18 protein-coding genes are annotated in these 26488 nt (G+C 43.6%); 2 read left to right on the top strand and 16 right to left on the bottom strand.

What is annotated here, in order from left to right; translation table 11 throughout:
• Window positions 1-90: 90 nt before the first annotated feature.
• The 3 genes from ACNURT_RS12190 to ACNURT_RS12180 all read right to left on the bottom strand — a co-directional run bounded on the left by ACNURT_RS12190 (window position 91) and on the right by ACNURT_RS12180 (window position 4086).
• Window positions 91-969 carry a YitT family protein gene (locus tag ACNURT_RS12190; protein WP_370994134.1) on the bottom strand — a complete coding sequence of 293 codons (879 nt, stop codon included), beginning with the start codon at window positions 967-969 and terminating at the stop codon, window positions 91-93.
• Window positions 970-979: 10 nt separating this feature from the next.
• Window positions 980-1558, bottom strand: coding sequence for a hypothetical protein (locus ACNURT_RS12185; protein WP_419701968.1), 579 nt, complete (start codon window positions 1556-1558; stop codon window positions 980-982).
• Window positions 1559-1695: 137 nt separating this feature from the next.
• The gene (locus tag ACNURT_RS12180) at window positions 1696-4086 is read right to left on the bottom strand and encodes a TonB-dependent receptor domain-containing protein (protein WP_419701967.1); all 2391 of its coding nucleotides are present in this window, start codon (window positions 4084-4086) and stop codon (window positions 1696-1698) included.
• Between the two features lie 439 nt (window positions 4087-4525).
• On the opposite strand from ACNURT_RS12180, the gene ACNURT_RS12175 reads away from it, so the two are divergent.
• Window positions 4526-5746, top strand: coding sequence for a dicarboxylate/amino acid:cation symporter (locus tag ACNURT_RS12175; protein ID WP_419701966.1), 1221 nt, complete (start codon window positions 4526-4528; stop codon window positions 5744-5746).
• 100 nt (window positions 5747-5846) lie between these two features.
• The gene (locus tag ACNURT_RS12170; protein WP_370994138.1) at window positions 5847-6461 is read left to right on the top strand and encodes a trimeric intracellular cation channel family protein; all 615 of its coding nucleotides are present in this window, start codon (window positions 5847-5849) and stop codon (window positions 6459-6461) included.
• A 52-nt stretch (window positions 6462-6513) separates the two neighbouring features.
• On the opposite strand, the gene ACNURT_RS12165 is transcribed toward ACNURT_RS12170, so the two are convergent.
• The 13 genes from ACNURT_RS12165 to ACNURT_RS12105 all read right to left on the bottom strand — a co-directional run bounded on the left by ACNURT_RS12165 (window position 6514) and on the right by ACNURT_RS12105 (window position 26465).
• Window positions 6514-8046, bottom strand: coding sequence for a RagB/SusD family nutrient uptake outer membrane protein (locus ACNURT_RS12165; protein ID WP_370994139.1), 1533 nt, complete (start codon window positions 8044-8046; stop codon window positions 6514-6516).
• A 24-nt stretch (window positions 8047-8070) separates the two neighbouring features.
• The gene (locus ACNURT_RS12160; protein WP_419701965.1) at window positions 8071-11475 is read right to left on the bottom strand and encodes a TonB-dependent receptor; all 3405 of its coding nucleotides are present in this window, start codon (window positions 11473-11475) and stop codon (window positions 8071-8073) included.
• Window positions 11476-11763: 288 nt separating this feature from the next.
• Window positions 11764-12969, bottom strand: coding sequence for a FecR family protein (locus ACNURT_RS12155; protein ID WP_419701964.1), 1206 nt, complete (start codon window positions 12967-12969; stop codon window positions 11764-11766).
• A gap of 95 nt (window positions 12970-13064) precedes the next feature.
• Entirely contained in the window at window positions 13065-13664 is a 600-nt protein-coding gene (locus ACNURT_RS12150; protein WP_419701963.1) for an RNA polymerase sigma factor, read from the bottom strand.
• A 178-nt stretch (window positions 13665-13842) separates the two neighbouring features.
• Entirely contained in the window at window positions 13843-14445 is a 603-nt protein-coding gene (locus ACNURT_RS12145) for a TMEM175 family protein (protein WP_419701962.1), read from the bottom strand.
• Between the two features lie 17 nt (window positions 14446-14462).
• Window positions 14463-15686 (bottom strand): glycoside hydrolase family 88 protein, encoded by a 1224-nt coding sequence (locus tag ACNURT_RS12140; protein ID WP_419701961.1) that lies wholly within the window; start codon window positions 15684-15686, stop codon window positions 14463-14465.
• Window positions 15687-16002: 316 nt separating this feature from the next.
• A complete protein-coding gene (locus ACNURT_RS12135) occupies window positions 16003-18201 on the bottom strand; it encodes a PQQ-binding-like beta-propeller repeat protein (RefSeq protein WP_419701960.1) in 2199 nt (732 codons plus the stop codon).
• Between the two features lie 9 nt (window positions 18202-18210).
• Window positions 18211-19521: a hypothetical protein gene (locus ACNURT_RS12130; protein ID WP_419701959.1), complete on the bottom strand. Its 1311-nt coding sequence runs from the start codon at window positions 19519-19521 to the stop codon at window positions 18211-18213.
• Between the two features lie 486 nt (window positions 19522-20007).
• Window positions 20008-21678 carry a hypothetical protein gene (locus tag ACNURT_RS12125; protein WP_419701958.1) on the bottom strand — a complete coding sequence of 557 codons (1671 nt, stop codon included), beginning with the start codon at window positions 21676-21678 and terminating at the stop codon, window positions 20008-20010.
• A gap of 101 nt (window positions 21679-21779) precedes the next feature.
• Window positions 21780-22100, bottom strand: a complete 321-nt coding sequence (locus tag ACNURT_RS12120) for a hypothetical protein (protein WP_419701957.1) — start codon at window positions 22098-22100, stop codon at window positions 21780-21782.
• Between the two features lie 488 nt (window positions 22101-22588).
• Window positions 22589-23893 (bottom strand): sensor histidine kinase, encoded by a 1305-nt coding sequence (locus tag ACNURT_RS12115; RefSeq protein ID WP_419701956.1) that lies wholly within the window; start codon window positions 23891-23893, stop codon window positions 22589-22591.
• Complete coding sequence (locus ACNURT_RS12110; protein ID WP_419701955.1) at window positions 23877-25250, bottom strand: sigma-54-dependent transcriptional regulator; 1374 nt, start codon at window positions 25248-25250, stop codon at window positions 23877-23879. The genes ACNURT_RS12115 and ACNURT_RS12110 overlap by 17 nt, the downstream gene beginning before the upstream one ends.
• Before the next feature lie 21 nt (window positions 25251-25271).
• Window positions 25272-26465 carry an ABC transporter permease gene (locus ACNURT_RS12105; RefSeq protein ID WP_419701954.1) on the bottom strand — a complete coding sequence of 398 codons (1194 nt, stop codon included), beginning with the start codon at window positions 26463-26465 and terminating at the stop codon, window positions 25272-25274.
• Window positions 26466-26488: the final 23 nt, after the last annotated feature.

The raw sequence follows: 26488 nt of genomic DNA, 5'->3' as shown, positions 1-26488 counted from the left end.
TTAAGTTTAAAGTCTTAAGCCAAAAGTCTCTTATGGTTAGAGTTTTTGGCTTATCTTTTTGACTTTTTAATTTTGACTTTTGACTTAAAATCAATGCTCCCTAACCCTTTTCTTCAATACCCCGCCAGCTGCTTCCTTGATGCTGTTAGTAAACACGAAGGCTTTGGGGTCGATGCTATGCACCAGGTTTTTTAACCGGCGTACCTCAAAGCGGGTTATTACGGTAAAAATAATATCAACCGGCTGGTGAACATCAAAACTCTCTTTCAGGAAACCACGTTCGCCTTTATAAATGGTAATGCCCCTGCCCAGTTCCATCACCAGTTTTTCTTTGATGATCTCGCTTTGGCCGGATATAATGTTCACAGCCGTGTACTCTTCCAGACCGTCGATTACAAAGCTGATGGTTCGAGAAGCGGTATAATAAGTTAAGATGGAATATAATGCAGTTGGCAAGCCAAGCTTAAAGGCCGCTATTAAGAATATGATGATATTGATACCCAGGATAATCTCGCTGATGGTGAAGCTGCTTCGTTTTAAGGTATAAAGCGCCAGTATTTCGATACCATCCAACGCGCAGCCGCCACGGATAGACAAGCCCACGCCCAGGCCCATGAACACACCACCGAATATGGATACCAGTAGCTTGTCAGACGTAATAACAGGGTATGGCACATAGTGCAGGCAAATACCCAACGCAACTACACAGGCAAAGGTTTTAAGCGCAAAGGACTTATTAACCTGGAACATCCCCATAATAATGAAGGGAATATTGGCCACCACGATAACAAAAGCGATGTTGAAATGATATAATTCGTGTATAAGCAGGGATATACCGGTAACACCGCCATCAAAAAAACTGTTCGGCACCAAAAAGCCCTTTAGCGCAAAACCGCAAAATAATATCCCGATTGCTACCGTTACTACGTCCTTAATTATTTCGGGTAAACTGTGTTCCGCTTTGGTCATGAATTATATTTTAAACTGTTCTTTTTATGATCTCTTCCAGGTGCAGCTGCTTAACAGGACCGCGCTTTTCGATAGCTGTTTTGGTAAAATAATGATGGTTTTTCAGAAAAACGATCTGCAGCTTATCCCAGTCCAGTTCACTTTTCAAACCATCGGTTATTACAAGTTCCGAAAATAGCTTTTTACTGAGTACAAAAAAATCATTCCGCCCTAAATAATCCAAATCGGCATCACAAATAATTTCGCCTAAATGGTCATGAGGGCTTTGCGGCATTTTTGTGGCCATAATAATATCGCATATCTGGTCGATATTTTCTGTGGTGTAACCAAAATCAGGCAGATACAAACGGGCATTATCGCATGATTTGCTTTCGTGATCTTTTTGTCCCGATAAAAAGCCCGAATCATGAAACAATGCAGCGGTAAGCAGTAATTGGGTTTCATGACCGCCTATCCCCTCACTTAATGCCAATTGTTTCGATGCGGTGTATACATCCACAGCATGATCGGCATTATGATAATGAAAACATTCAGGAAGCTCTTCTTTTAGTTTATCCAGTATAAATTGCCTGGCCTGTTCAATCTGCATCTGTGGTTAAAATTGATCGCTAATATAATAATTTGCCTTATTGGGAGACGCATATTTGTGTATCCCAATAGCAGAATCAACAAAAAAGCCTGCTGATCACTTGGGTTTCAGCAGGCTTTTTATAATGCTTTAACAGCTTACATTTTAAGCGTTAGGTTAAGTGTAAACCTGGTTGGATTTTGCGGCGCTAAACGGAACGACCAGTATTTTTCGTTAGTCAAATTATCAAATTTTACACCAATGCGGTATTTAGGCTGATCGTAAAATGCCGTGGCATCTATGGTAGTGTATGATGGTATAGTGAACTTAAATGTTGCCGTATTGGTTTGGTACGATGAGCTGCCGTAATTACCGCCTACACCAAAACCTAAACCTTCTACCATACCATTAGTGATACGATAGCTTGCCCATAAATTAGCCAGGCGTGCAGGGCCCGATGCCGCAGGGCGTAAACCTTGTAAACCTGTGCCTGGCGCAGCACTGGTTATTTTACTGTTATTATAAGCAAAACCGCCCACAATGTTAAAGCCGGCAAACGGATTGGCTATCAGTTCGGCCTCGATACCTTTACTTAACTGGGTACCTGCCTGGGTCGAAAATCCCGGATGTGCCGGGTCATCCATGGTGGTATTGGTTACCGAAATATCATAGTAGCTAATAGTTGAGCTGATCTTATGATCCCACACATCAACTTTTACACCGCCTTCCCATTGGTTGGCGTATTGCGGTTTAAACGGCGTATTGTCAAAGCTGGTAGCTGTAACATTATTAAAACCGTTCATATAGTTACCAAACAACGATACCTTGTCTTTAACCAACTGGTAAACCAAACCAAATTTTGGCGACCATGCCGTTTGGTTAAAATTACCAGTAGTTTTACCATCAGCAGGGGTATAAGCGCCTTTGTTTATAAAACGGTCAATACGGATACTGGTCATGGCGTTCAACTTATCGGTAATATTAAAAACATCCGATACATAGGCGGCATATGAACTCTGGTTATTTTGAACATAATCACCCGGTTTTGGGGCCTGAGCCGCAATGAGTGCCGAAACTTTCTCAGGGGTATAATTATTATAAGCAGCGCCAGGTGTTTTGTAATTGATCAGTGGCATGCTTACAACAACATTCGTATTGTTGCTTTTTTGATTGTAGTACTCAAAACCGGTAACGATACGGTTGCGGAATTTACCTATTTTAAAATCGCCAATAAAATTCTGTTGTACATTGGTGATATAGTAAGGATAATCTTCTTTAGTTACCTGCCGTCTGATCGCTGTGTCAGCGATGGTCATTGCCGTTACATAGCCTTTGGTTGTAGAAAAGGTTTTGTTGAACATGGTTTGTGATTTCCAGCTATCAGAGATTTTGTAATTAATCAATCCATAAATATCAATTTGACGGCTCTGGTAATCGAGGTTGTTGTTGGCAAAGGAACGTTTATAATCTATACCCAGATCTTTAATATTGTATATTTTAGCTTTAGGATCTGGTGCCAGGCGGTAAGCTGATGTGGCGCTGCCGTTACCTATCTCCGCGTCAACATCAACAGATAAACGGTCATTAATAATATAAGTGATGCTTGGCGCTACAAAAAAACTGCGGTTATAGCCGGCATCCTGAAAGCTGTGCTCCGTGTGCAGGGCGGTATTAACACGAAATAATAATGTTTTATCCTGGTTCAATGGCGTATTTACATCAGCGGTTAAGCGATTAAGGTCGAAACTGCCTGTATTGTAGCTTATTTCGGTACGCGGCGTACCAAAAGGCTGCTTGGTGACACGGTTAAACAAACCGCCAAATGAGGCTAAGCTACTGTTAAACAGTGTGCCTGTGGGCCCTTTGATAGCTTCAATTTTTTCAATATCGGCAGGGTCAATAGCATTAAAGTTATAGCCGGCTACACTGTTACGGATAAAGTTACCTGTAGTAAATCCACGGGATAAAAGCGTGGTGCGCCCGTTGTTGTATACCAATGGCACACCTGTACCAGGGATATTTTTAAAGCCATCCACATAGCTGGTTACCACCTGCTCTTTCATCAGTTCGCTGGTTACTACGCTGTATACTTGCGGGTTCTCCAGGTTTTTAAGTGGCAAACGGGCCACATCTTCCGTTTCCTTTTTCAGGAATTTATTGGTTTTATGACCCTTTACACTCACTTCCTGTAAGTTTTTACTATCATCTTCCAGTATAAATTCGGCAACAGCCTCGGTGTTTTCTGCAACGGTAATCTGCTGCGATTTGGTGGTTGAACCTACAAATGAAGCTACCAAGGTATAAGTACCCGGTTTTACCCTTTTAAAGTTGAAACGACCATTTACACTGGTCATGGTGCGCTGATTGGTTTCCTTGATCAGCAGGGTAGCCAGGCCTATAGGTTCGTTATCGCCGGTTTTAACGATACCTTTTATGCTGCCTGTTTGTGTTTGTGCCGATGCAGAACCGGTATTCAGGCAAAGTGTTAAAAATATAGAGAATATGAAACCGAATGCGGGAGGGTGATTTTTTCGTAAAAATTGCGTCATGGCTTTGGAATAAATTGCATTAAGGGTCAATAGTTATATATGTTTAAACCGATAGCGGTTCAATGGCGCAAAGTTATTTTTATTTAGAATAAATCCAAATAAAAATACTGATACATTTTTATTATAATCAGCTAAAAATTCAGCTTGAGTTTAGCCCCATATACCAGGCTATTGTGTGAACACATCTTTTTGATACCTCCGAGGGGTTGAATGTCGGTAGAAATAGGGTTAAAAAATTTACGTGCCGTAGGTTACGTCAATCTTAACCTTCCTGGTTAGTGTAGTACCTACGGCACTAAAAAGGCGGGATTTTATTATTTCTACCGACATATTGCTCCTCTGGAGCAGCTTTTCAAAATTATGAGTTCGTCAAAAAGATGTGCCCGCATCGTACCCTATACCAGAAGATATTTTGCCTTATAAAAACTATATTAGCCCAATGAATAGCTGGTTCAAAAATTACAAGGGCATTATCATGCTCATGATTGGTATTATAGCGGGCAGTATAGCCGGTTTATTTTTGGACAAAAAGGTGGAGCTCATTAAACCTATCGGCGATATTTTCCTGAACCTATTATTCACAGCGGTGGTACCATTGGTGTTTTTTGCCATCGCATCGGCCATTGCCGGGCTCGATGGGTCAAAACGCCTTGGTCGCTTATTAGGTATTACTTCCGTGGTATTTGTAGGCACTGTGCTGGTAGCAGCCATTATCACCATTATAGCCACATGGATATTTCCAATTCATCAGCATTTGGTTGCCAGTCCCATCACCGAAACCATTGTCAAAAAACCCTTTGGCGATCAGCTTACCCAGTTATTTACCACCAGCGAATTTTATGAACTGCTCTCCCGGAAAAGTATGCTGGCCGCTATTATATTTTCGATACTGATAGGCTTTGCCACTTTACGTTCGGGTGAAAAAGGAGCCTCCTTTGCCCGTTTTTTACATAGCGGTAACGAGGTATTTAAAAATATATTTATCCTGATCATGAAATTAGGGCCAATTGGTTTGGGGGCATATTTTGCTTACCAGGTTGGGGTATTCGGTCCGCAATTGTTTGGTGGTTATGCCCGTTCCATGGGTTTATATTATGGTGTGGGAGCTTTTTATTTTGTAGTGATCTTCAGTTTATATGCCTTTATAGCCGGTGGTGTAAACGGGATAAAAAAGTACTGGCGCAACAACATTATCCCATCGGCAACGGCTGTGGGCACCTGCAGCAGCATAGCTACGATACCCGCCAATTTGGATGCCGCAAAAAGAATAGGCATTCCGGATGTTATTGCCAATGTAACCATCCCACTGGGCGGTACCCTGCATAAGGATGGCTCAAGTATCTCCTCCATCGTAAAAATGGTGGTGGTTTTTGCACTGTTCGGCAAAAGCTTTAATAGCGCCGATACTATTGCCCTGGCCCTGGGCATGACGGTACTGGTAAGCCTGGTTGAAGGGGGTATACCTAATGGAGGTTACATCGGAGAACTGTTATTTATATCGGCTTATGGATTTCCGCCCGAGGCACTCCCTCCTGCCATGATCATTGGCACCCTGGTTGATCCCATGGCTACCTTATTAAACGCTACCGGTGATACAGTTGCCGCTATGCTGGTAACCCGTTTTAGCGAAGGCAAAAACTGGCTTAATAAGGCCGAATAGCCATCCTTCAGAGCGTCATCCAAACATCGTTTATTTAGTAGCCCCGAATAATTATATTTGAGCTGTACGTAAATTCGCACTCAAAATCCCTTGGATCATCATGTTGCATATATTATACATCGTTGCCATTATTGCCGAAGCCATGACAGCCGCCTTATCAGCCGGAAGGCGTAATATGGATTGGGTAGGTGTTTGTATCATTGCCTGGGTTACCGCGCTGGGCGGAGGCACTGTACGCAATATTTTATTTAACCATTACCCCATGAGCTGGGTTGAACACCCGGAATACCTGCTCATAACAGCCGGGGCAGCTATATTGGCTGCTATCATCGCCTCGTTAATGACCAAGCTCAAAAAGCTATTCTTATATCTTGATGCACTGGGTTTGGTGGTATTCACCATTATAGGCTGCCAGATAGCGCAGCAAATAAACCTCCCTCCCATTATTGTAATGTTCAGCGGCATGATCACCGGCTGCGCGGGCGGGGTGCTTCGTGATGTTTTATGTAATGATATCCCACTGCTGTTTCATAAAGAGATTTATGCCAGTGCCTCTATAGTTACCGGCGCGGCTTATTTAGGCATAGAATATCTGGGCGGTAGTTCTGAGCTTGCCATAGTACTGGCATGTATTATTGGTTTGGCATTACGCCTGTTATCTATCCGTTATAACTGGCAGATGCCCAAATTTGTTTACAACGAAGAATGGCATTAAACAAAGAAGCCCTCCGAAAATGGAGGGCTTCTTTGTTGTTCTGAAAATGTTATTACCAACCTGTATTTTGGGTTAGCTTACTGTTTGTCGCTATCTCACGCTGCGGGATTGGCCACAAGTAATATTGATCTTTCATGGTAACCCCCTGTTCGTTTGCAGTAGAGGTTGCCGGACCAAAAGTGTTGTTCTTAACATCATATATCTGATGGGTCCGCTGGATATCGAAATATGCTTTGTTTTCATAAGCCAGTTCATGATAGCGTTCTTTCCAGATAGCTACGCGGAACTGATCTTTTGTTAAACCGCTTAATGGTGCCAGATTTGCGCGGGCACGTATCTGGTTAACCGCATCGTAAGCATCAGCGGTGGGGCCATTTACTTCATTTGATGCTTCAGCATAAATCAGCATGGCTTCCGGCAAGCGTAAAAGCGTCCAGTTTTCATCGCATTTGCCACTATTAGCCGTACCTGGTACCGAGCTTTCAACCTGGAAATATTTATACAGGCAGTGCTCTCCAAAAATGATCGTATCAGCAGGATTATTAGCATCCGGGTATTTAGAAAAATAGAATTGCTTTTCCTCTGTACGTTTATCCCCGGCTTCATAACTGGCAAAGAAAGCGTTTGTCGGGATCATTGCTCCCAGGTGATCCCCATAAGCACCGACCTGTAAGTTGAAAGGCACCGTTAATTGAGTTATAGCATTAGTAGCCACACCTACCAGGTACTGACTTTGGAAGATTAGTTCGCCCTGATTTTTGTGCGGATTGTCATGCAAATAAGCATAATCTGTAAACAGTGTATACAAAGGCAGTACCTGTTTGGCTTCATCAGCAGCTTTCTGGTAGTTTTCTGTTTTTTGCAAAGGATAACCGGCCATGGTTAAATAAACACTCGAAAGCAAGGTGTGTACCGCGCCTAATGATACCTTACCTGTTTGATCGGTATTAGGCAAACCAGATTGCTCTGCAGCAAGCAGATCACTAACGATCAGATCATATACCTGTGCCTGTGGTGTACGGGCCGGGTATAAAAGCGGACTTGACAGATCAACTGGCTGGGTTATCAAAGGAACATCGCCGTATAACCTTACCAGGTGATAATAGTAAAAGGCCCTCAAAAAGTAAACCTCACCTAATAACGACTTTTTAACGGTAGCATCCATACTGATAGCCGGAATGCGCGCAAGAGCAAGGTTGGCTTCTTCAATAGCCGTATAACAACTTTTCCAAACGGTTTCAAAACCCGGGTTGGTTGGGTCTGTATTCTCGTTTATTACTTTTTTATTATTTACACTTTGCCCCAATGTGGTGGTATGCCCGGCAAAAAGCTCCAGTGTAATAAACGGGGCTTCACCATATGCGTCTCCATTTTGAAAAAAGTAAAGACCATAATTGATATTGTTAATATACCCCCCATAAATGCCGTTCACAAAAGTACGGGCCTGGTTGGCAGTGGTAAAATAATTTTCCTGTGTAAAGTTGCTGCGGTTATCTTCATCAAGATATTTTTTGCAACCAGATACACTTGCTATAACGATCAGCGCTGAAAGACCGATCCTGTATTTTTTTAAATTAAATTTCATAATTATACGTATTGAGGTATTTAATTAAAAACTTGCATTTAAACCCAATAAGAAGGTTCTTGGCTTTGGATAATCGTAAAATTGTATACCCTGGGTAAAGTTACTGCTGCTGTTATAGGTTGAAGTTTCAGGATCATACCCGGTATATTTGGTGATCAGGAACAGGTTTTGTCCTTGTGCATATACCCTTAACCGACTCAGTTTTATTTTCTTAACCAGATTATCCGGGAAATTATAGCCTAAGGTTACATTACGGCCGCGGATGAAGCTACCACTCTCCACTTTAGTTGAGTAGATCTCTGTTTGATAATAAACATACGCCGGACGATCCTGTGCTATGCTGGTATTCTGATTGGTAGGCGTCCATGCGTTTAACACAGTAGCATAGCTGTTGGCCTGACCAGTACGGTCCTGACCGGAGTGGCGAGTTAAATTCATGATCTGATTGCCGTAGTTAAACTGCAACTCGATGCCCAGGTCAAACGCTTTGTAACGGAAGGTATTGCTAAACGTTCCATAACCAGATGGGGTTGATTTGCCCAGAATCTGTTTATCGGCAACGGTGATCTTACCATCACCATTGGTATCCTGAATTTTCAGGTCTCCCGGCAACAGGTTGTACTTGGCTGCCTCAGCGGCTTCTCCGGTACCCCAGGTACCCAACACTTTATAACCATAAAAAACACTGGCCGGCTGACCAACACGTAGTAAGTTAAACTGTGAAAGGAATGTTGGGTCAAGGAAAATATCATCATTTGCCTCCCCTAAATGCAATATCTTGTTTTTCAGGAAGGAAATATTAAATGTAGAATTCCAGCTAAAATTATCCGTCTTAATGTTAACCGTGTTTAACGTTAACTCAATACCTTTATTTTCAAGACTACCAATGTTTTTATATACACTGTTAAATCCGCTGGTTTCAGGTAGTGGTGCATTTAACAACAACGCTTTGGTTTTTTTGTAATAAGCATCAGCGTCAAGGGTGATCCTGTTATTCAATACGCCGAATGACAAACCGAAGTTATACTCCGAAGTTTTTTCCCATTGCAGATCCGGGTTGCCAGGGCTGCCGATATCAATTACCGTTGCCGAGTTACGGTTGCCACCAAACGGATAGCTGCCTATGGGCAACGACGCTTGTGATCTGTACTGACCAATTTCGGAGTTACCGGTTAAACCATAACTAAATCTAAGCTTCAGATCGGAAATGGTTTTGTTATCCTTCATGAAATCTTCCTGAGAAACACGCCAGGCCAAAGCCGCCGATGGGAAGAATCCATACTTTTTACCTGTACCAAAACGCGATGAACCATCTTCACGACCGGTAACCGTTAACAAATACTTGTCTTTATAACCATAGTTTACTCTCGCAAAATAGGATTGGATCTGCCATGAATAATAACCAGAAGCCGGTGTACCTGGTACCGATCCAGCACCGAGGTTATTAAATTGAAAATAATTATCTGCTAAACCCGATGTTGATGAGCCAACACTCAACTCATTAAAGTTTTGCCTTTCTGTACCTAAAACAACATTTAATGAATGTATTTTATTAAACGTTTTGTTATAGGTAAAGTGATTTTCCCACTGCCAGAAAGTATCATTATATTCATTTATAGAAGCTGAGCTATTGCTTTGATCTGCCGTTGCCCCACCTACTAAACCACTCTGAAAATGTGGGTTGTAATTGGCCTGCGTAGTAACACCTAATGTACTACGGAACTCCAGGCCCGGTGCAAGGTTTAAGTTTAAATACCCGTTACCGCTAAATACACGTTTTCTGTAAAGGTTTTCTATTTCATTAGCCTGTGCAACCGGGTTGTCGCCACCCTCCATATTTGGATAGTCGGTTCTTTTACCGTAAGTGCCATCCGGGTACCTTATAGGCACAATCGGAATCATCTCAATAAGCATACGCGGGATGTTGTTACCACCTGTTCCGTCATCTGCGGTGCGCTGTTCCGAGCTGTTATAGTTAATAGTAGCGCCAACTTTTAACCACGGTTTTACCTGGTGATCAATTGTTAAGCGGGCATTATAGCGTCTTTGGTAACTATTCAATATAATACCCTCATCATCGGCATAATTCAGGAACAAACCGTAGGTAAGGTTGTCAGAACCGCCGGTAAACGTAACGTTGTGATTTTGGCTGTAAGCTGTCCGGGTGGTAGCTTTTTGCCAGTCTACGTCATACAGTGGATTCAGATTCTGATCAAACAATTTACCAATCAGTGCGGTACGGATCTTTTTAGGATCATCATCAACATATTTACCTGCAGCCCAGCCAGTGGGGTCATATTTAGGGATGTTGGCATATGACTGATCTTCAACTGATAAAAACTCTTTGGAATTTAATACGGGCAGTTCTTTGGCCATGTAGCTGATACTTCCATAAGCATCGTAGCTTACAGAACCACCTTTTTTACCGCGTTTGGTAGTTACTAAAATTACACCATTAGCACCACGGGTACCGTATATAGCTGTTGAGGAAGCGTCTTTCAGTACGTCGATGGTTTCAATATCATTAGGGTTAAGGGATGCACCACCTGCGGTCCACACCACCCCATCCACTACATATAACGGATCTGTTGCCGCATTAATTGAGCTGTAGCCACGTATCCGGATCTTGGTTTCACCACCCGGTGCACCGGAGTTTGTTGATACGTTAACACCGGCAATTTTACCGGCAAGCTCCTGCTCCACGTTAATCGCGGGGCGTTCTTGCAATCCTTTGGCGCTTACGCTACCTACAGAGCCGGTAAGATCAACTCTCTTTTGGGTACCGTAACCTACCACCACCACTTCACTTAGCGCTTTTGGACTTTCAACAAGCTTTACATCAAGCTGTGCTTTATTAGCGATAGGCACTTCCTGTGTCACATAACCAACAAAGCTAAACACAAGGGTTCCGTTGGCATCGGGCGCGTTTAAAGTATACTTACCGTTCACATCGGTAACTACCCCCACGTTTGAACCCTTCACCCTGACACTTACACCGGGAAGAGGACCTTTATCATCACTCACTGTACCCTGCACCTTAAAGGCCGCCGCGGGAGCGGTTGGTGCTTCGGCATCTTTCTTTTTAACTACAATGGTTTCCTCGAATATCTTGTACGTTAAAGGCTGATCCTTAAAACACTGATCAAGTGCTTCCTGTAGCGTAGCGTTCGATACTTCAACATTTATTCCGCCTGCATGGGATACATCCTTTTTATCATATAAGAAATGATAGCCGGTTTGTTTTTCAATTGCTTTCAGAACTTTTTCAACTGTAGTGTTCTTTTGATGCAAGGTCACTATCTGACTAAAACTTTTTGCGCTTACATTGGTAAGGGCTACAATTATAATAATAGCCGTTAGCTTCATAGCCAGTATTATTTTGGATAATTGAGGCCATGCCAAAGGCGTAGCCTTAGAATTAAAATTCATAAGTTTGTTGTGTTTGGGTTAAACATTAAATTCAATTCGTTGATTGCATTTTTCTGGGACCCAGATAGTTTGGCCGGGAAAGTGCAGCGAACACTTCCCGGTTTTTTTATCTATATGTCTGTATCTGGATTTCTGCCGTGTGAATTATACCGGGCAGAAACAGTGCATGACAAGTTGTGGATCCCCCGCCGGAGCTAACTTATCTTTGGTATTTCTTCCATCATAGGGTTGTTTAAGGTGAATAATTGATTAGTTGTCTTGAGATTTAGTTTATCCTGATCAACAGGATCATTGCATTATAGTAATGTGTTTATCTTCTATTTTGAAATTAACACCCGCGTATTTAAGCATCCCCAAAAGTTCAGACGCTTTTACATTACGGGATATACGCCCGGTAAACTCTCTAACCGGGATCTGGCCTTCATAACTAACTTCCACATCGTACCAGCGGGCAGCCTGCCTCATGATAGACTGGATGCTGGCACCCGTAAACTGGAACAGACCATCTTTCCAGGCAATCGAATCTTCTGCGTCAGCATCGTTAACCACCCTGATCTCTCCGCTCTGATTTAACGAAGCCTGCTGGCCCGGTTTTAGAATACTGGTATAGTTGTTATTGCTTATTTTTACAGATCCTTCCAGCAAGGTGGTTTTCATCGCGGCTTCGTCATTATAAGCCATGGTGTTAAAATGGGTGCCCAATACCTCAATAACAGTGTGGTTAGTTTTTACCCTGAATGGCATAGCCGCGTTTTTGGCTACTTCAAAATAAGCCTCACCGGTAATTTCCACATCCCTGGTTTTACCGGTAAATACAGCCGGAAAACTTAATGACGATGCTGAATTTAACCAAACCTTGCTTCCATCGTTAAGTACCAACTGATATTGCCCCCCTCTTGGTGTGGTAATGGTATTTATAGGTACCGCCCCCTTGTCATCCGCATCTTTGCCACCTTTATAAACCAGTTGCCCATCGCGCGTTTTATTAATTTGTGTGCTCCCCTCTTTTGCCAGTACACCGTTTTGCGCATTATCTAAATAAATCGTTTTACCATTAGCAAGCGTCAATAATGCCCTGTTTCCTCCAGGCTGCACATCATGCCGGGGCTGCGTTTTGGCTATATTTTTTTTTGTATCAGAAGGCTTTTTTTTATTGATCAATACATAGGCCCCAAATCCTAAAAAGATCATCAATGCAGCGGCAGTGCCCAATCGTAACCATAATTTATATTGATCGGGAGGCTTAATGATGTGAACATTGTCCTGATTTCCATTTTTCAGGATATTATTTAACATATCCATACTTTTTGAGGGGGCAAAAAGAGGTTCATTTACTTCAAGATCATTCCAGGCTTGCTGAATAAGGGCCGCTAATTCAGCATCATTGGTTGAGGCATTAATAATTTGAAACAGTTCATCCTGCTCCTCTCTGGTAGCGGTTTGATTATAATAACTGTTAAAAAGATAACGTAACCTTGCATTCAATGCACTCATACCGTGTAATTGTTTATCATAGTAAATAATTGGTAAATGAAGGGTTTTAGGAAAACCTCACGTACATGACAACAAGCAGGGTAAAAAAGGGGGTATCAGCTTTTAAAAAAAATAAAAAAACTTTTTAGCGCGACAGTTAGAAACGCTATAACTTCCAGATGTTCATGCACATACTCGGTTATGGACAGGGTAGCTATCTGCAAATATTTTTTTACGGTTTCGCGTGACAGTTCCAATTGATCGGCTATTTCGGTGTATTTCAGGCGACCATGCCTGCTCAGTAAATATACTTTTTGCTGTTGAGGGGGTAGTTGATCAATAGCCTCATCCAATAAATTATAGTACATATTGGTGCCGGCTGTTTCGGGGTTAGGGCTATCACTCACTTCCAATTGTTTGATCATAGCACGCTCTTTAGCCAGTTTTTTCAAACAGTTTAGCGCATGGTTTTTGGATATTACAAATAGGTACGATTTAAAATTATCAACACGCACCAATGATTCGCGGGTGAACCATATTTTCACAAATACATCCTGTACTATTTCTTCGGCCAGTTCAATGGAGTTTGTTATACGTAGCATATGCCCCCCCAACTGCTGGTGATGCCTCATAAAAAGCCGGCGAAAGGCATTTTCATTACCCGAAGCCACCTGCATCAACAACTCTCTCTCATCTGCATGAGTAATTTCAAACATAGTTTAGTGTATAATAATACCCAATAATTAAACTTTTATAAACCTTTAATGCGCCCGATTAAACAAATTAAATCAAGTGCAATAACAGTACTATTGTGATAAAGTTTATTCTTTTTAGAAAACCGCAGCTTTTTGGCGATAATCTTTTACTTGCTTGCAGGGGTATATAAACTAATAGTTATTCTTTACTTTGGAGCGCTTCGTGGGTTAATTTATTTTCAATTCTTTTGTCGGGGATAAACCAAAGGGCAGCAACCACTCCGTATAACACAAAGCTAATAACAGGACTTAGCCAGGATATACCAATTGCCGCGGCATAAATAACCACCGAACTTTTTGCTTTCCAATCGCGCCCCAACACACTGGCAATAACCGAGTTTTTGCCATTATGCCTGATCAGCGCTTTTTCTAAAATGGTATAAGCACCGCCGCTCATAGCCAGTATAAATCCGTAGCAGGCTACGGGTAGTTGGGTAAAATGATTTTCGCCCATCCAGCCGGTTACAAAAGGGATCAGGGACAGCCAAAAAAGCAGGTGAAGATTGGCCCATAATACCGCTCCGTTTACCGATTTTACGATATGGAACATATGGTGATGGTTGTTCCAGTAAATGCCTACATAAATAAAACTGAGCGCGTAACTTAACAAAACAGGCATCAATGGCCTCAACGACGCAAAATTGTCGCTATGAGGTACTTTCATTTCCAGCACCATAATAGTGATGATGATAGCAATAACGCCATCACTAAAAGCTTCTACCCTCGATTTGCCAAATGCCATAGATTTCTTTATTAGCGTTAGTTTTTATTCTTTATGTTAAAAGCCTGGTACCTTTTCATCGCTTCAATAAAATAATAATCGGCATAGGTTAAGGGGACATCAACCTCGCTATGACCGGGTAAATGCCCAACGCTATGCTCCAGTATAAAACCTCCGTTTGTGCCGCTTGCTGCTTTATAAGCGGGTAATGATAATGTTTTTAAAATGGTTTCGGCAGTTGTAAAATATTCCTGCCCTTTGTTGTTATCGGCATAACGGCAAAGTTCCAGCAAGGCCGAAGCCGCTATAGCAGCCGCTGACGCGTCTTTCAGCGCATTAGGGATGTTGGGGGCATTATAATCCCAGTAAGGGATCTTATCATCCGGCAGATTTGGATTCGTCAGGATAAACTTAGCTATATTTTGCGCCTGCTCCAGGTATTTTTTGTCTTTGGTTTCGCGGTACATCACGGTATAACCATACAGGCCCCAGGCTTGTCCCCTGGCCCATGCCGACTCATTGGCAAAACCCTGCGCAGTTTTCTTTTCTTTAACCGCTCCTGTTTGCGCATCATAGTTAATCACGTGATACGAGCTGTAATCGGGCCTGAAATGGTTTTTCATGGTGGTATTGGCATGGGTAACCGCTATTTTGTAATAGCTGGAGTCACCGGTTTCATGCGTGGCCCAAAACAGCAGTTCAAGGTTCATCATATTATCAATGATCACCAGGTAGTCCGACGGATTTTTAGAATCCCATGATTTGATACAGCCCACTGTTGGGTTAAACCGGGTAGATAACGATTTAGCGCTATTAATTAAAATTTGTTTATACTCCGATTTGGGTTCAATCCTGTTGGCATTACCAAAGCTGCAATACATCATAAAACCCAGGTCGTGCGTATGCGTATTAAATTGTTCTTTGGCCAAAACACCCAGTATGCGGTTAGCTTCGGTCAGTAATTGCTGATCATGATCCTGTTCATACAGGTATAATAAACTACCGGGATAAAAGCCGCTGCACCACCAGCCTGAATTGCTGTTTTCCTGTTTTTTAGTATCCGGGTGATAGGTTTTAGGAAACTCTTGCGGACCTATCTGTTTTGCCAGAAATTTATACTGATCAGCCGCATCCTTAAAGTTTTTTTTGATGGTAGATAGCAGTTCTTTCTGTGGCTTAAAAGTACTCTGCGCGCATAGATTCAGACTAAGCGCCGAAAATAAAAATACAAAAGCAATAACAAGTAGAGTTCTGGACTTCATAAAAGGCATTTATAGATTTGGCTGGGCGTAAAAATGCGAATTTTGGTTGGATTTGCAAGCAATATAATTTAGCCGCTAAGAGCAATGTCATTAAGTTAAGGAATTTTGCAAACCCCATAGGGGTTAAAGCTTTGTAGAAAAAGGCAATTTCCAATTCAGTGCCGTAGGTACTGCACTCAGGTTGCATACCTACGGCATGCTGAATACTTATTTTTGCTTTCTACAAAGCTTTTACTCCTACGGAGTATCCTTAACTTAATGACATTACCCTAAGAGCTTGTTTTGGATAATGATTAAATCAAGAAATTTCACACTTCTACAACGCAAAGCAAACATACTCATCACCCGATTTACTGCCTATTTTGCCACCGCCGCAGGCTATAACCACATATTGTTTACCATCAATGGAATACGTGGCAGGCGTGGCATAACCGGCTGCGGGTAGCTGGGCTTCCCATAGCACTTTGCCTGTTTTTTTATCAAAGGCACGAATCTTTTCATCCTTGGTGGCGGCTATAAATACCAGGCCGCCTTTGGTTACCAGCGGACCGCCATAATTTTCGGTGCCCGTAACCGGGATGCCTTTTTTGGTGAGTTCGGCGTATTCGCCAAGCGGTACTTTCCATAGTAGTTTACCGGAAGTGAGGTCGATAGCATTCAGCGTACCCCAGGGTGGTTTTATGCCGGGATAGCCGTCCTTATCCAAAAAGCGGTTGTAGCCCGTCATGGTATAAGGTACTTCGTCCATTGCTTTTTGCTCTGTTTTGGTGCTGGCTGTATGATTGGCCGAGGGTTCTTTGGCCATTATTTTGACTGCTTTAGCATCAGGTAATTTCAGCAAAAAAGCCAGCAGGGCTTTCTTATCGGCCGGGGGTATTTGCTTAAATGATGGCATCATATTGCGCCCATTAGTGATGATCTGGCTGATCTGCTCCTCTTTATACTTTTTGCCGATGTTCACCAATGATGGATACGACGAACCATTGCCTTTTAGCTCCGGCCCGTGGCAGGCAATACAATTTTTATTATAGATCATTTGCCCCATGCCTTTTAACGAGTGATCATCCCCACCTTTTGGCACATTGATCATCACCTGCGCCCAGGGCATTTCGGAACAATTGATATACATGATCTTTGATTCCATATCAACCGCTGCTCCACCCCATTCACCGCCGCCATCAAAACCAGGGAATATCCAGCCGCCTTGCTTACTGGGAGGAGTAAACATCAGCCTGTTTTTAACCTGATTGTATTTCTGCAGCATATCCTGATGTGTTTCAGGCGAAATATCGCTTACATCCTCCGGATTAAAAGTTTGCCTGGTAAAAGGCACCGGTAAAGTTGGTATAGGCTGAGTTGGCCAGGGTTGCTCTCCCGGCAAGGCCATCGTAGGTACCGGTTTTTCTTCTATCGGGAATATGGGTTTGCCGTTAGTTCTGTCGAACATAAAGATATAACCATGCTTGGTGATCTGCGCCACAGCATCTATTTGTTTACCATCATGGGTAACGGTCACCAGGTTGGGATTGGCAGGCAGGTCACGATCCCATAGGTCATGATGTACCACCTGAAAATGCCATTTCAGCTTCCCGGTAGCGGCATCCAGCGCCAGCAGGGTATTGCCGAACAGATTTTTCCCTTTGCGGAAACCGCCATAAAAATCGCCGCCGATAGAACCTGTCGGAATGTATACGATACCGCGCTTTTCATCCAGCGACATACCCGCCCAGCTGTTGGCACCGCCAAACTTTTTCCATGCAGTAGTATCCTGCCAGGTCTCATATCCCTTTTCGCCTGGCTGTGGTATGGTATGAAAGATCCAGCGCATTTTACCCGTGCGGACATCATAAGCCCGGATATGGCCCGGCGCGGCATCAGCAGATTCGGCCACACGCGTACCGACGATAAACAGGTCATGATAAACCACGCCAGGTGTAGTGCCCGCCACAAACGATTTGGTTTCACGACCAAGATCTTTGGTCAGGTCAATATATCCGCCCAATCCAAATGATTTTACGGGAGTACCGGCTTCGGCATCAATGGCATAAGTTTTAGCACCAACACTATAAAAAATACGCTTTTCGCCGCCTTTGTCGTTTTGCCAATAGATCACTCCCCTGCTCACCTTATAATAGGCCATTGGGTCGTTTTTACCGCTGGTATCCACGCTTGCCGGGTCAAATATCCATCGCTGAGCGCCCGTGGCAGCATCCAGTGCAAATAGTTTCAGTTTGGGACTTGTACCATACAGCACACCATCAACTATAATAGGATTACACTGGTTCTGGCTGCGGTTAGCCGTATCCCTATCCTTCGTGCTGAAGGTCCAGGCTACTTTCAGATGATATACATTACTTAAATTAATCTCTTCATTTGATGAATAACGGTTACCCTCCCTGGTGCCTGCATAAGTTTGCCAGCCGCTATATGCCGTTGGTGGTGCAGTGGACTTGTGTTTGCAGGAACAATAGGCCATAGCAAACAGACCTGATAAGAGGATAAACTTTATTTTCATAACAATGATCTACTTTTTCACCAAACTGGCAGGCGCAATCTCATGGCTCAACAGTTGCCCAAACAGTTCCCAACGTTTTTGAGGATCTTTGGCTGTGCCGCCGTTACGTTCAATATAGTTTTTCACCAGGTCGAGTCCATAATTATAGTTGATCACATAGCTCCGGTATTTTTTGATAAAGCTGAGCGATTTATCGGCGGTTTCATCATTCATCAAACAGTATTTGGTCAGGTAATTCCGGGCCTTATCGCGCGACATGGTATTGTTTACCAGCCCTCTGGCAGCTTCATTACGGGCATAGTTCAGGTTACCTTTTATAGCTAAAGCTTTGAAATACAGGTCGACACCCGCGGTATCTAAACCGGCCAGCGGCAGCAACACGCTTTTGGCAAATTTCACTTTCTCTTCTCCTGGGAAAGCCATTTCGATACCGTAATTCGCGCTCCCCTCGGCAATTAACGACTGCGGACTAAACAGCGGGTACATCGAGATCTCCACCCAGCCTTTATCATGATATAAATTCCTCTCCAGCAGCATATTATACACATGATGACCGGGATAACTTTCGTGACTGCCCACATCAATTGCCCGGTCGATAAAGATCTTCAGATCGGTATTGATCTGTACGGTGCTTTTGTGGCCGCCCTTGTACCAGTTGTATCCGCTCCAGGGTTTGTTGGTCACATATTCCAGTGTAAAGGTTTCACCAGCAGGCAGTTTATAGTGTGCCAGTGTACGTTTGCGGGCCTCGGCTATGGCGGCTTTGATCACCGGATCGAGCTTATCTTTGGGGATGATGAACTTATTGGCCAGTTTCTGGAAGCGGTCGTTCACACGCCCTTTGCCGGGTAAAATACTGTCCAGCTGTGCTATCTGGGCCTTAAAATAATCTTCGGTATAAACCGGGGCGGTTACGCCAAACAGTTCGCGTGATTCCTCATCAAAGGGCCGATCTTCACCAGAAAAAATGCGTATCCGGCGACTAAAAGCAAGCAACTGATCAGACATCCATTCGGCACGCATTTTATTGGAATCCACTATGGCTGAGGTCGCTACGTTCCTCAATTCATTCATTAATATATTGGCATCAGCAAGCAGGCTGTCCTTTGGGAACTCCTTGGCAGGCTCCGTTTTAGGTTTAAGCGAATCGGGGCCGTAATAGGCATCCACGAAGTCGGGATCGTATTGGCCTATGGTGAGGCCCAGTTTAACATATTTAACAGCCAGGCTGTTAAGCTTTTGATTTTCGCGGTTATGGGCGGGGTCGGTACTGCACGAAAGTATAAACAGTATAGGTGCAAAAAGCAGTAGTTTCTTCATGGTAGATTTTCGGGGTGATGTAAAAGTGGAACAAGATAATAATTCCATTGTTTATAAAATAAAAAACACCAGATCCGGGCACCCCAGAACTTTTTAAAGTTTTATTTTAACACTTTTTTAACTAAAAACCGGGCAAAACCTGATCAAAAACAGCCCGTTTTTTATTCGAAACATCCCATTTTAACACTTTTTAACAAATTTTTGACGGGTTTTGAAAGGTTTAAGAAGTATTAAATCACCGACTATCAAATAACTATATAAAAATCAGTTGGTTTTTGGGCTTATTTTTCCCCTAACAAAACAGCCCGGTTCTCTTGAAGTAAGAGTACCGGGCTGTGGTTTGTATAAATATACGAAAAATTGTTGGGATGCGTAATGGCAGCCTCACCCAACCCTCTCCAAAGGAGAGGGCTTTAATATCATTTTTGAAGTCTCCCCCCTTGGGGGAGATTATTACATGAGGGCTTCGCCGTTTAGAGGGGGCTTCTACTTCCAGTCAAAATCAACCATTTTCCCGTTCAGTTTCCATTTTTGGGGCTGCATGTTGGTCATCCAGTCCAGGGGTTCACCTATGGGTTGTACTTTGGCAGCCTGGGCAAAGGCTTGTTTTATGGCGGCTTTCTGCTCGGCGCCCAGGGCTTCGGGGTGGGCCGAAATGAAGAGCGGCGCTCCGCTTCCTGCCAGCAACTCCAGCCATTGTTTGTTGCGTTCCCAGGAAATATCTGTGGTCAAACCCACGCAATCGCCGTCAACAGCGTAAAACTTATCATGCTGCGGCAAACGGAAGGCCAGTGTATTCACACCCATTTTACGGGTGCGCTCCCATTCGTGGCCGCTGGTATCATCGCCAATACGGCAAAGTTCAAATACCCCTGCCGATAGATGGCTCATGGTATTACAGCCAATAATGCAGATGCCATCGCCGGCAGCTTCACGGATAGCGCTGTACAGATCGTTGATGATCTCGGCAGTGGTTTTGCTGCGGTCGTTAAAGTTCCAGCCGGGTGCGGTGATAGTATTCTTCATATCGGGTCCCCATTTGCCGGTAATATCATAAGTGCTAAAATCATGCTTCACCATATCGTAGCCCCATTGCTTGTACACATCAAAATTATGTTTAATGCGGGCGATGTTCTCGGGGATGGTAGGATCGAGCACCGGATTTTTGGGATCGTCCCTGCCGGGAATCTTTGGTGCCAGCAGACTGACCTTTTCATCATGACGGGCACAAAGCGGCCGCATCCACAAACCGGGACGCATGCCCAGCTGCTTGATCTCGTTGGCCAGCAGGTGCATATCTTTAAATTTATCGTTTGGCTTGGAGAAATCATCGTTCCAGCCGCCATCGCCAGGCAACAAGGGCGAATAGGTGGCCCAGCCGGCATCCACTACCGAAAATGGACGGTTATGCGTATCAGTCACCAATTCGGCCATCATGGCGGTTGTTTTCCTGATCAGCTCAAAGGAATTATTACCGTAGGCAAAATACCAGTCGTTAATACCATAAGCCGGCTGCTTGGGCAGGCGCGGGTTAGGGCACATCATGCCGCAAAACCTATGGGTGGTATAAAAAGCGTTTTCGCCCGGCCTGCTGTTGGTGGTGATAATATCCGCAGCGTGTAACTGGCGACTGCCCAACAGTACCCCATTACCGCCGGAATGTGTATCTAAAGTAAGCTCCAGGCTATCATTGGTTAATCCCCACCAGCAAATACTTTTACAGCCGGTTTTTACGCCGAAGCAGGCGGTTTGCTTATCATCATGGATAATAACATACCATGGATTTTTAACATGATCGGTCTGGGTTTTCCATTGCAGGTCGCCGTAAGAGCGTTCCCAATGGTCACCCAGAAATTTGGAATTGGGCGACAGGTGATGCTTCCATTTCAGGCGCACAGCGTTGAGCTGCTGTGTTGGCGAGCTAACAAATACGCTTTTGAAATGGCCACTGGTTTTAAAACTAACGGCAATATCTTTATAGGTAAACGAAGTACCGTTTGTGCCCTTGAGCTTAAACCATTCGTCGCCGGATTGTGCCCAGACTTCATCGGGAGCGTTGATGAGGCTGGTTTGGGTTGATGTAGCATGCGTGATCCGGCTAAAGAGCAGGGCCGTCGTAGCGGTTACCGAAAGTTTTAAAAAGTGTCGTCTTTGCATAGTTGTAAATTGGTATTACAACGTTACTAAAAGGATTCAGCTAATAAAAATATTTTGGGGAGGAAAAGTTCTGAAGTGAAAAGACAATATCTCCATTAGAATTAATTTTGAAGAGGCGTTGAAATGTTTTTATACTTTGTTATATGCAACAAAGAATCTGTTTCAAAATGATATTTTAAAGCTTTTCTTTGACCATTAATTTTTATACTAAAAGTATAGTCAAGCCAATAATATACAAGTTTATTATCTGTCCCTCTTACGAATCTCGAAAAACCTATCGATTGTAAGGAATCATTCGGATATAATTTATTTTTTACAAAATCCTCAATCTTACTATTTATTCCACTCTGATCATCGACCATATTTTGGCAGGCAACCAGAACAAAAAGAACCAAAAAGAATAATACGTTTTTCGATTTCATAAAAACACCAATGGATAGGTAAGCTTAAATGTATAAATAAGTTTTTAATTAATCTCCATGCAGCCGCTCGACTCCAGCCCACAAGTGTTGGGAAGAGCAGAAACCTTATTAAAGTATTATTAAGTAAGTATGCTCCGTTAGGAAGCTACCTGTTTGTAGTAATTCATTATACACATTTTGCCTCTACGATCAATGTCATTATTTAAGGATACTCCGTAGGAGTAAAAGCTTTATAGAAAACAAACAACAATCATTTAGCATGCCGTAGGTATGCAACCCGAGTACAGTACCTACGGCACTGAATGGGAACCGGTTTTTTTCTCACCCAGTCTACGCTTCGCTGGACTCCCCTCCCTTCGCCTGCGGCGGAAAGAGGGTTTAGAAAAAGTACGTCATTGCGAGGAGGAACGACGTGGCAATCCCCTACTTACAGAACGGCCCTGCTAATTGGGGATTGCCACGCTTCGCTCGCAATGACGTGGGAGTGATTAACTATAATGTATTCTAAACTCCGTTTGCCTGTCAGCAACAGTTTTGAGGCTGAATTCGAAACCATGGTTGATCAGGATCTCACGCACGAGGGTAAGGCCTATGCCCTGCCCGTCTTTTTTGGTGCTGAAAAATGGGGAGAACAGGTTGGCGTGCTCACTGGCGCTAATGCCTTTGCCGGTATCGGTGATCACCAGTAGGCGTTGGGTTGGTATGACTGTAAATTTCACTGAGCCACCTCCTTCTTCAATGGCCTCCACTGCGTTTTTTACAATATTGATAAATGCCTGCTCCAGTTGCTGTTCGTCTGCCTGGATACGGATCTCATCGGCTGGCAGTTCTATTTCAAATACTACATTGTTTTCACGGGCCCTGGCGCTCATGAGCGTAGCTACCGAATTGATTATTTTTTGCAGTACGATGGGTTGTTTGTTGGCCTGCGGCAGTTTTACCAGGTCGGCAAAGTTGCGCATAAAATGGTTCAGGTTCTGGTTGCGGTCCATGGCTACCTGCAAGGCATCCTTCAAGGTATCAAAGTCGTGCCCTTCCCAAAGCCGATCGGTATGCATGGCCGATTGCATAATGGAATTTACCGGACCAATGGTATTATTCACCTCATGCGCCATCATCCTGATCACCTTGCCATACACCTTTTTCTCGGCAGCCAGGATCTCGGCGGTCAGGTCTTCGATCATGATAAAATGACGGGAGAAGCCCCGATCCACAAAGTGCGATTTTTGCAGCTTAAACGAACTGATGCCATCAACCCTGGCCACCACCGTTTCGCCCGATTGTAAATTCCGGATCTGTTGTATCAGTGGATGCTCTAATTCATAGATGGAGTATCCCTTTAGGCTTTCCTCACTAACCGACAGCAGTTGCAGCGCTTTGGGGTTTACCTGTTGAATGCGATTGTCATAATCCAATATCATGATGCCCGTTGGCGAAGTGTAGATCAGTTTCTCTAAAAAAAAATGCTGCTGCTCCTGCATAGTACGCTCCTTTCTTAACTCATCCATCATCCGGTTATACACCTCAATCAGTTCATCAACCTCATGTTTACCCGTGGAGATCAGTTTTACGTTAAAATCCTTGTCCTTAATGGCATCTACGCCCTGCATCAATAGCTTAAGGGGTTGTATCAGCTGTCGGTAAAGCTGCCAGGCTATGATAGCCGAAATGATGACAACCAACTCTGAGGCAATGAAGAATATTTTATTATCGCTGAAAATAAAGTAAGTGAGCACCAGCGCGAGCAGATGCAGGGTAACTACAAATAAAATATATTTAGTCCTCAGCTTCATCGTAAGGGATCTGGTATTTATCTAAGCGGCGGTACAGGGCGCTGCGTGTAAGGCCCAGCGCGGCGGCAGCCCGGCTTATTTTGTTTTTATGGTGATCCATAGCCCGTTTGATCATCTCTACCTCTACCTCCTCCAGTGTAAGGGTGCCCACGCCTGGCAGCTGCATATTGCCCTTTTTTACCGGCGATAGCTCCAGTTGCGAGCGAAAATCATCAATACCCAATTCATCTTTTTTACTCACCAGGATGGAGCGCTCCACCAGGTTTTTAAGCTGCCTGATATTACCCGGCAATGGCAACTGCTGCAGCCATTTCATAGCGCCCGGCGCTACCGAGAGTTTGGGCCGGTTGTAGATATCCTTTAGGTTATTGATAAAAAACTCCACCAGCAGCGGGATGTCCTTTGGCCTGTCGCGCAGGGCAGGCAGGTAAACCGTGATAAGGTTGATACGGTACAGCAGGTCTTCACGGAAAGTTCCCTTACTCACCATTTCGTTGAGATTTTTGTTGGTGGCGCAAACGATGCGCACATCAACCGTTTTTGTGCGGCTACTGCCCAATACCTCGTAGGTACGGTCCTGCAGTACACGCAGCAGCTTTACCTGGCTGCTGGCATCCAGATCGCCAATTTCATCCAAAAATATGGTACCCTTGTTAGCCATTTCAAAACGACCGATCCTGTCAAAGCGTGCATCAGTAAACGCCCCGCGGATATGGCCGAACATTTCACTTTCAAACAAGGAGGTACTGATACCGCCCAGATTTACCTTGATAAATGGTTTATTGCGGCGCAGGCTATTCTGGTGAATAGCCTCGGCAATCAGTTCCTTACCCGTGCCGCTTTCGCCCATAATGAGTACCGAGGCATCAGTTTGGGCAACCCGGCCAATGGTTTCCAGTATATCCAGCATTTTAGGGTCCTCCCCTATAATGTGCTGAAAGTTGTAGCTTTTGTCGAGCTGTTTGCGGGTGCGGTGTTCGGCTTTGTTATCCTGCAGATTGAGCAGGGTTTTAACCGACTGTACCAGGTGTTCATTGCTCCAGGGTTTATTGATAAAGTCGCTGGCCCCTATTTTCATACCGGCTACAGCCAGTTCAATACTACCCCAGCCGGTTATCAATATCACGGGTATAGCGCTGTTGATCTGCTTTATTTTGGCCAGCAGGTCAAGGCCCTCCTTGCCCGAGGTATCTATAGAAAAATTAAGATCGAGTATGATCAGTTCCGGATTTTGTTTCCGGATAACCTTCAATGCCTCTGCCGGAGTTTCTGTACATTGCACATCGTATCCTTCGCCTTTAAGCAACAATACGAGCGAGGTGCGTACCGCCAAATCATCATCAATTACCAATATCATAACAGCAGGTTAATATCGTAATTATTCTTCATGTAAAGCCACTGCCGGGTAAATTGCAGCTGCCTGCCTGCCCGGATACAATGAACACAGGAATACCAGCAGGTAAATGAAGGCTACAGCCAAAAACATGGCCATTACATAAGTACTTGCCGCCATGTTGAAAACATTGAGCAACGGGAACTGAATGGCAAAAAACACCCCAATAATTAAGGAAAAGGTGGTTAATATAAGCGATTCAGAAATCAGCTGCTCCGAAACCGAGCCGCCTGATGCCCCTACCGCCCTGCGTAACCCTATCTCGCTGCGGCGACGATTGATGTTATACCATAACACGCCAAAGATACCCAATGATACGTTGATGATGAGAAAAGCGGCTACAATAGAGAATATAATAATGGGGATTAAAGTACTTCTGTTGGTGCTTTCCCGTTTTTTTGAAAAATGCTCAATCTCAACCGATGCTTCCTTCATATAACCGGCAACGGCTTTGTATAATTTACTTTCAAAGGCTGCATCCGCATCGGGCGATACTTTAATGACCAGCTTACCTATATAGCGCATATCGCTGGTATCTACACGATTGTACATAGCCATGCCCGATGGTAAATAGTCGCCCTTATCCTTAACATCCTGCACAACACCTATTACTTTTATTTTTCTAACATGTTTATCGTCATGGCTATCGTCTATTAATTGCCCTAAGGCCCGGCCATTTCCAAATAAACTTTCCTTAAGCGAAGCATTGATAACTACCGGCCTATTGCTGCTTACCACGTCATCATGGTTAAACCAACGGCCCTCCAATAAGTTCATATTGAAAGCTTCACTATAGTTATCACCGACACGGTAAAAGTTAATGGGCCTTATTTCCTGTCCCTTATAAATAAGCCTGGTTGTACTTGTACTGCTGGTAAACGGAATATTGCTTGATGCATAACTGAGCGTTTTTATCTGCGGCATATTTTTAAGCATAGCGGTCAGCGTTGCATAGTACTGTGTTACGGAGTCGGTATTGTGAAACTGCTTGTTATTTTGAAAATTAATAACCCACACGTTATTATAAGTAAGGCCCATTGGTTTTTTGTAGTTGCGGTAATAATAGACCAATGAGGTAAACACCCCAAAGATGACCAGGAACGAAATAAATATTTCGGTGATCAATAAAAAATTTTGTTTCTTTTTATTCCAGATGAGTTTGAATAAATGCTTTATCATAAAAGTTTTGATTAAAGAGTGAA

Source organism: Mucilaginibacter sp. NFX135 (genome assembly GCF_048565145.1).
Taxonomy (GTDB): domain Bacteria; phylum Bacteroidota; class Bacteroidia; order Sphingobacteriales; family Sphingobacteriaceae; genus Mucilaginibacter.
Note: the sequence above shows the minus strand (reverse complement) of the source record. Positions and strands in the feature narration are given on the sequence as shown.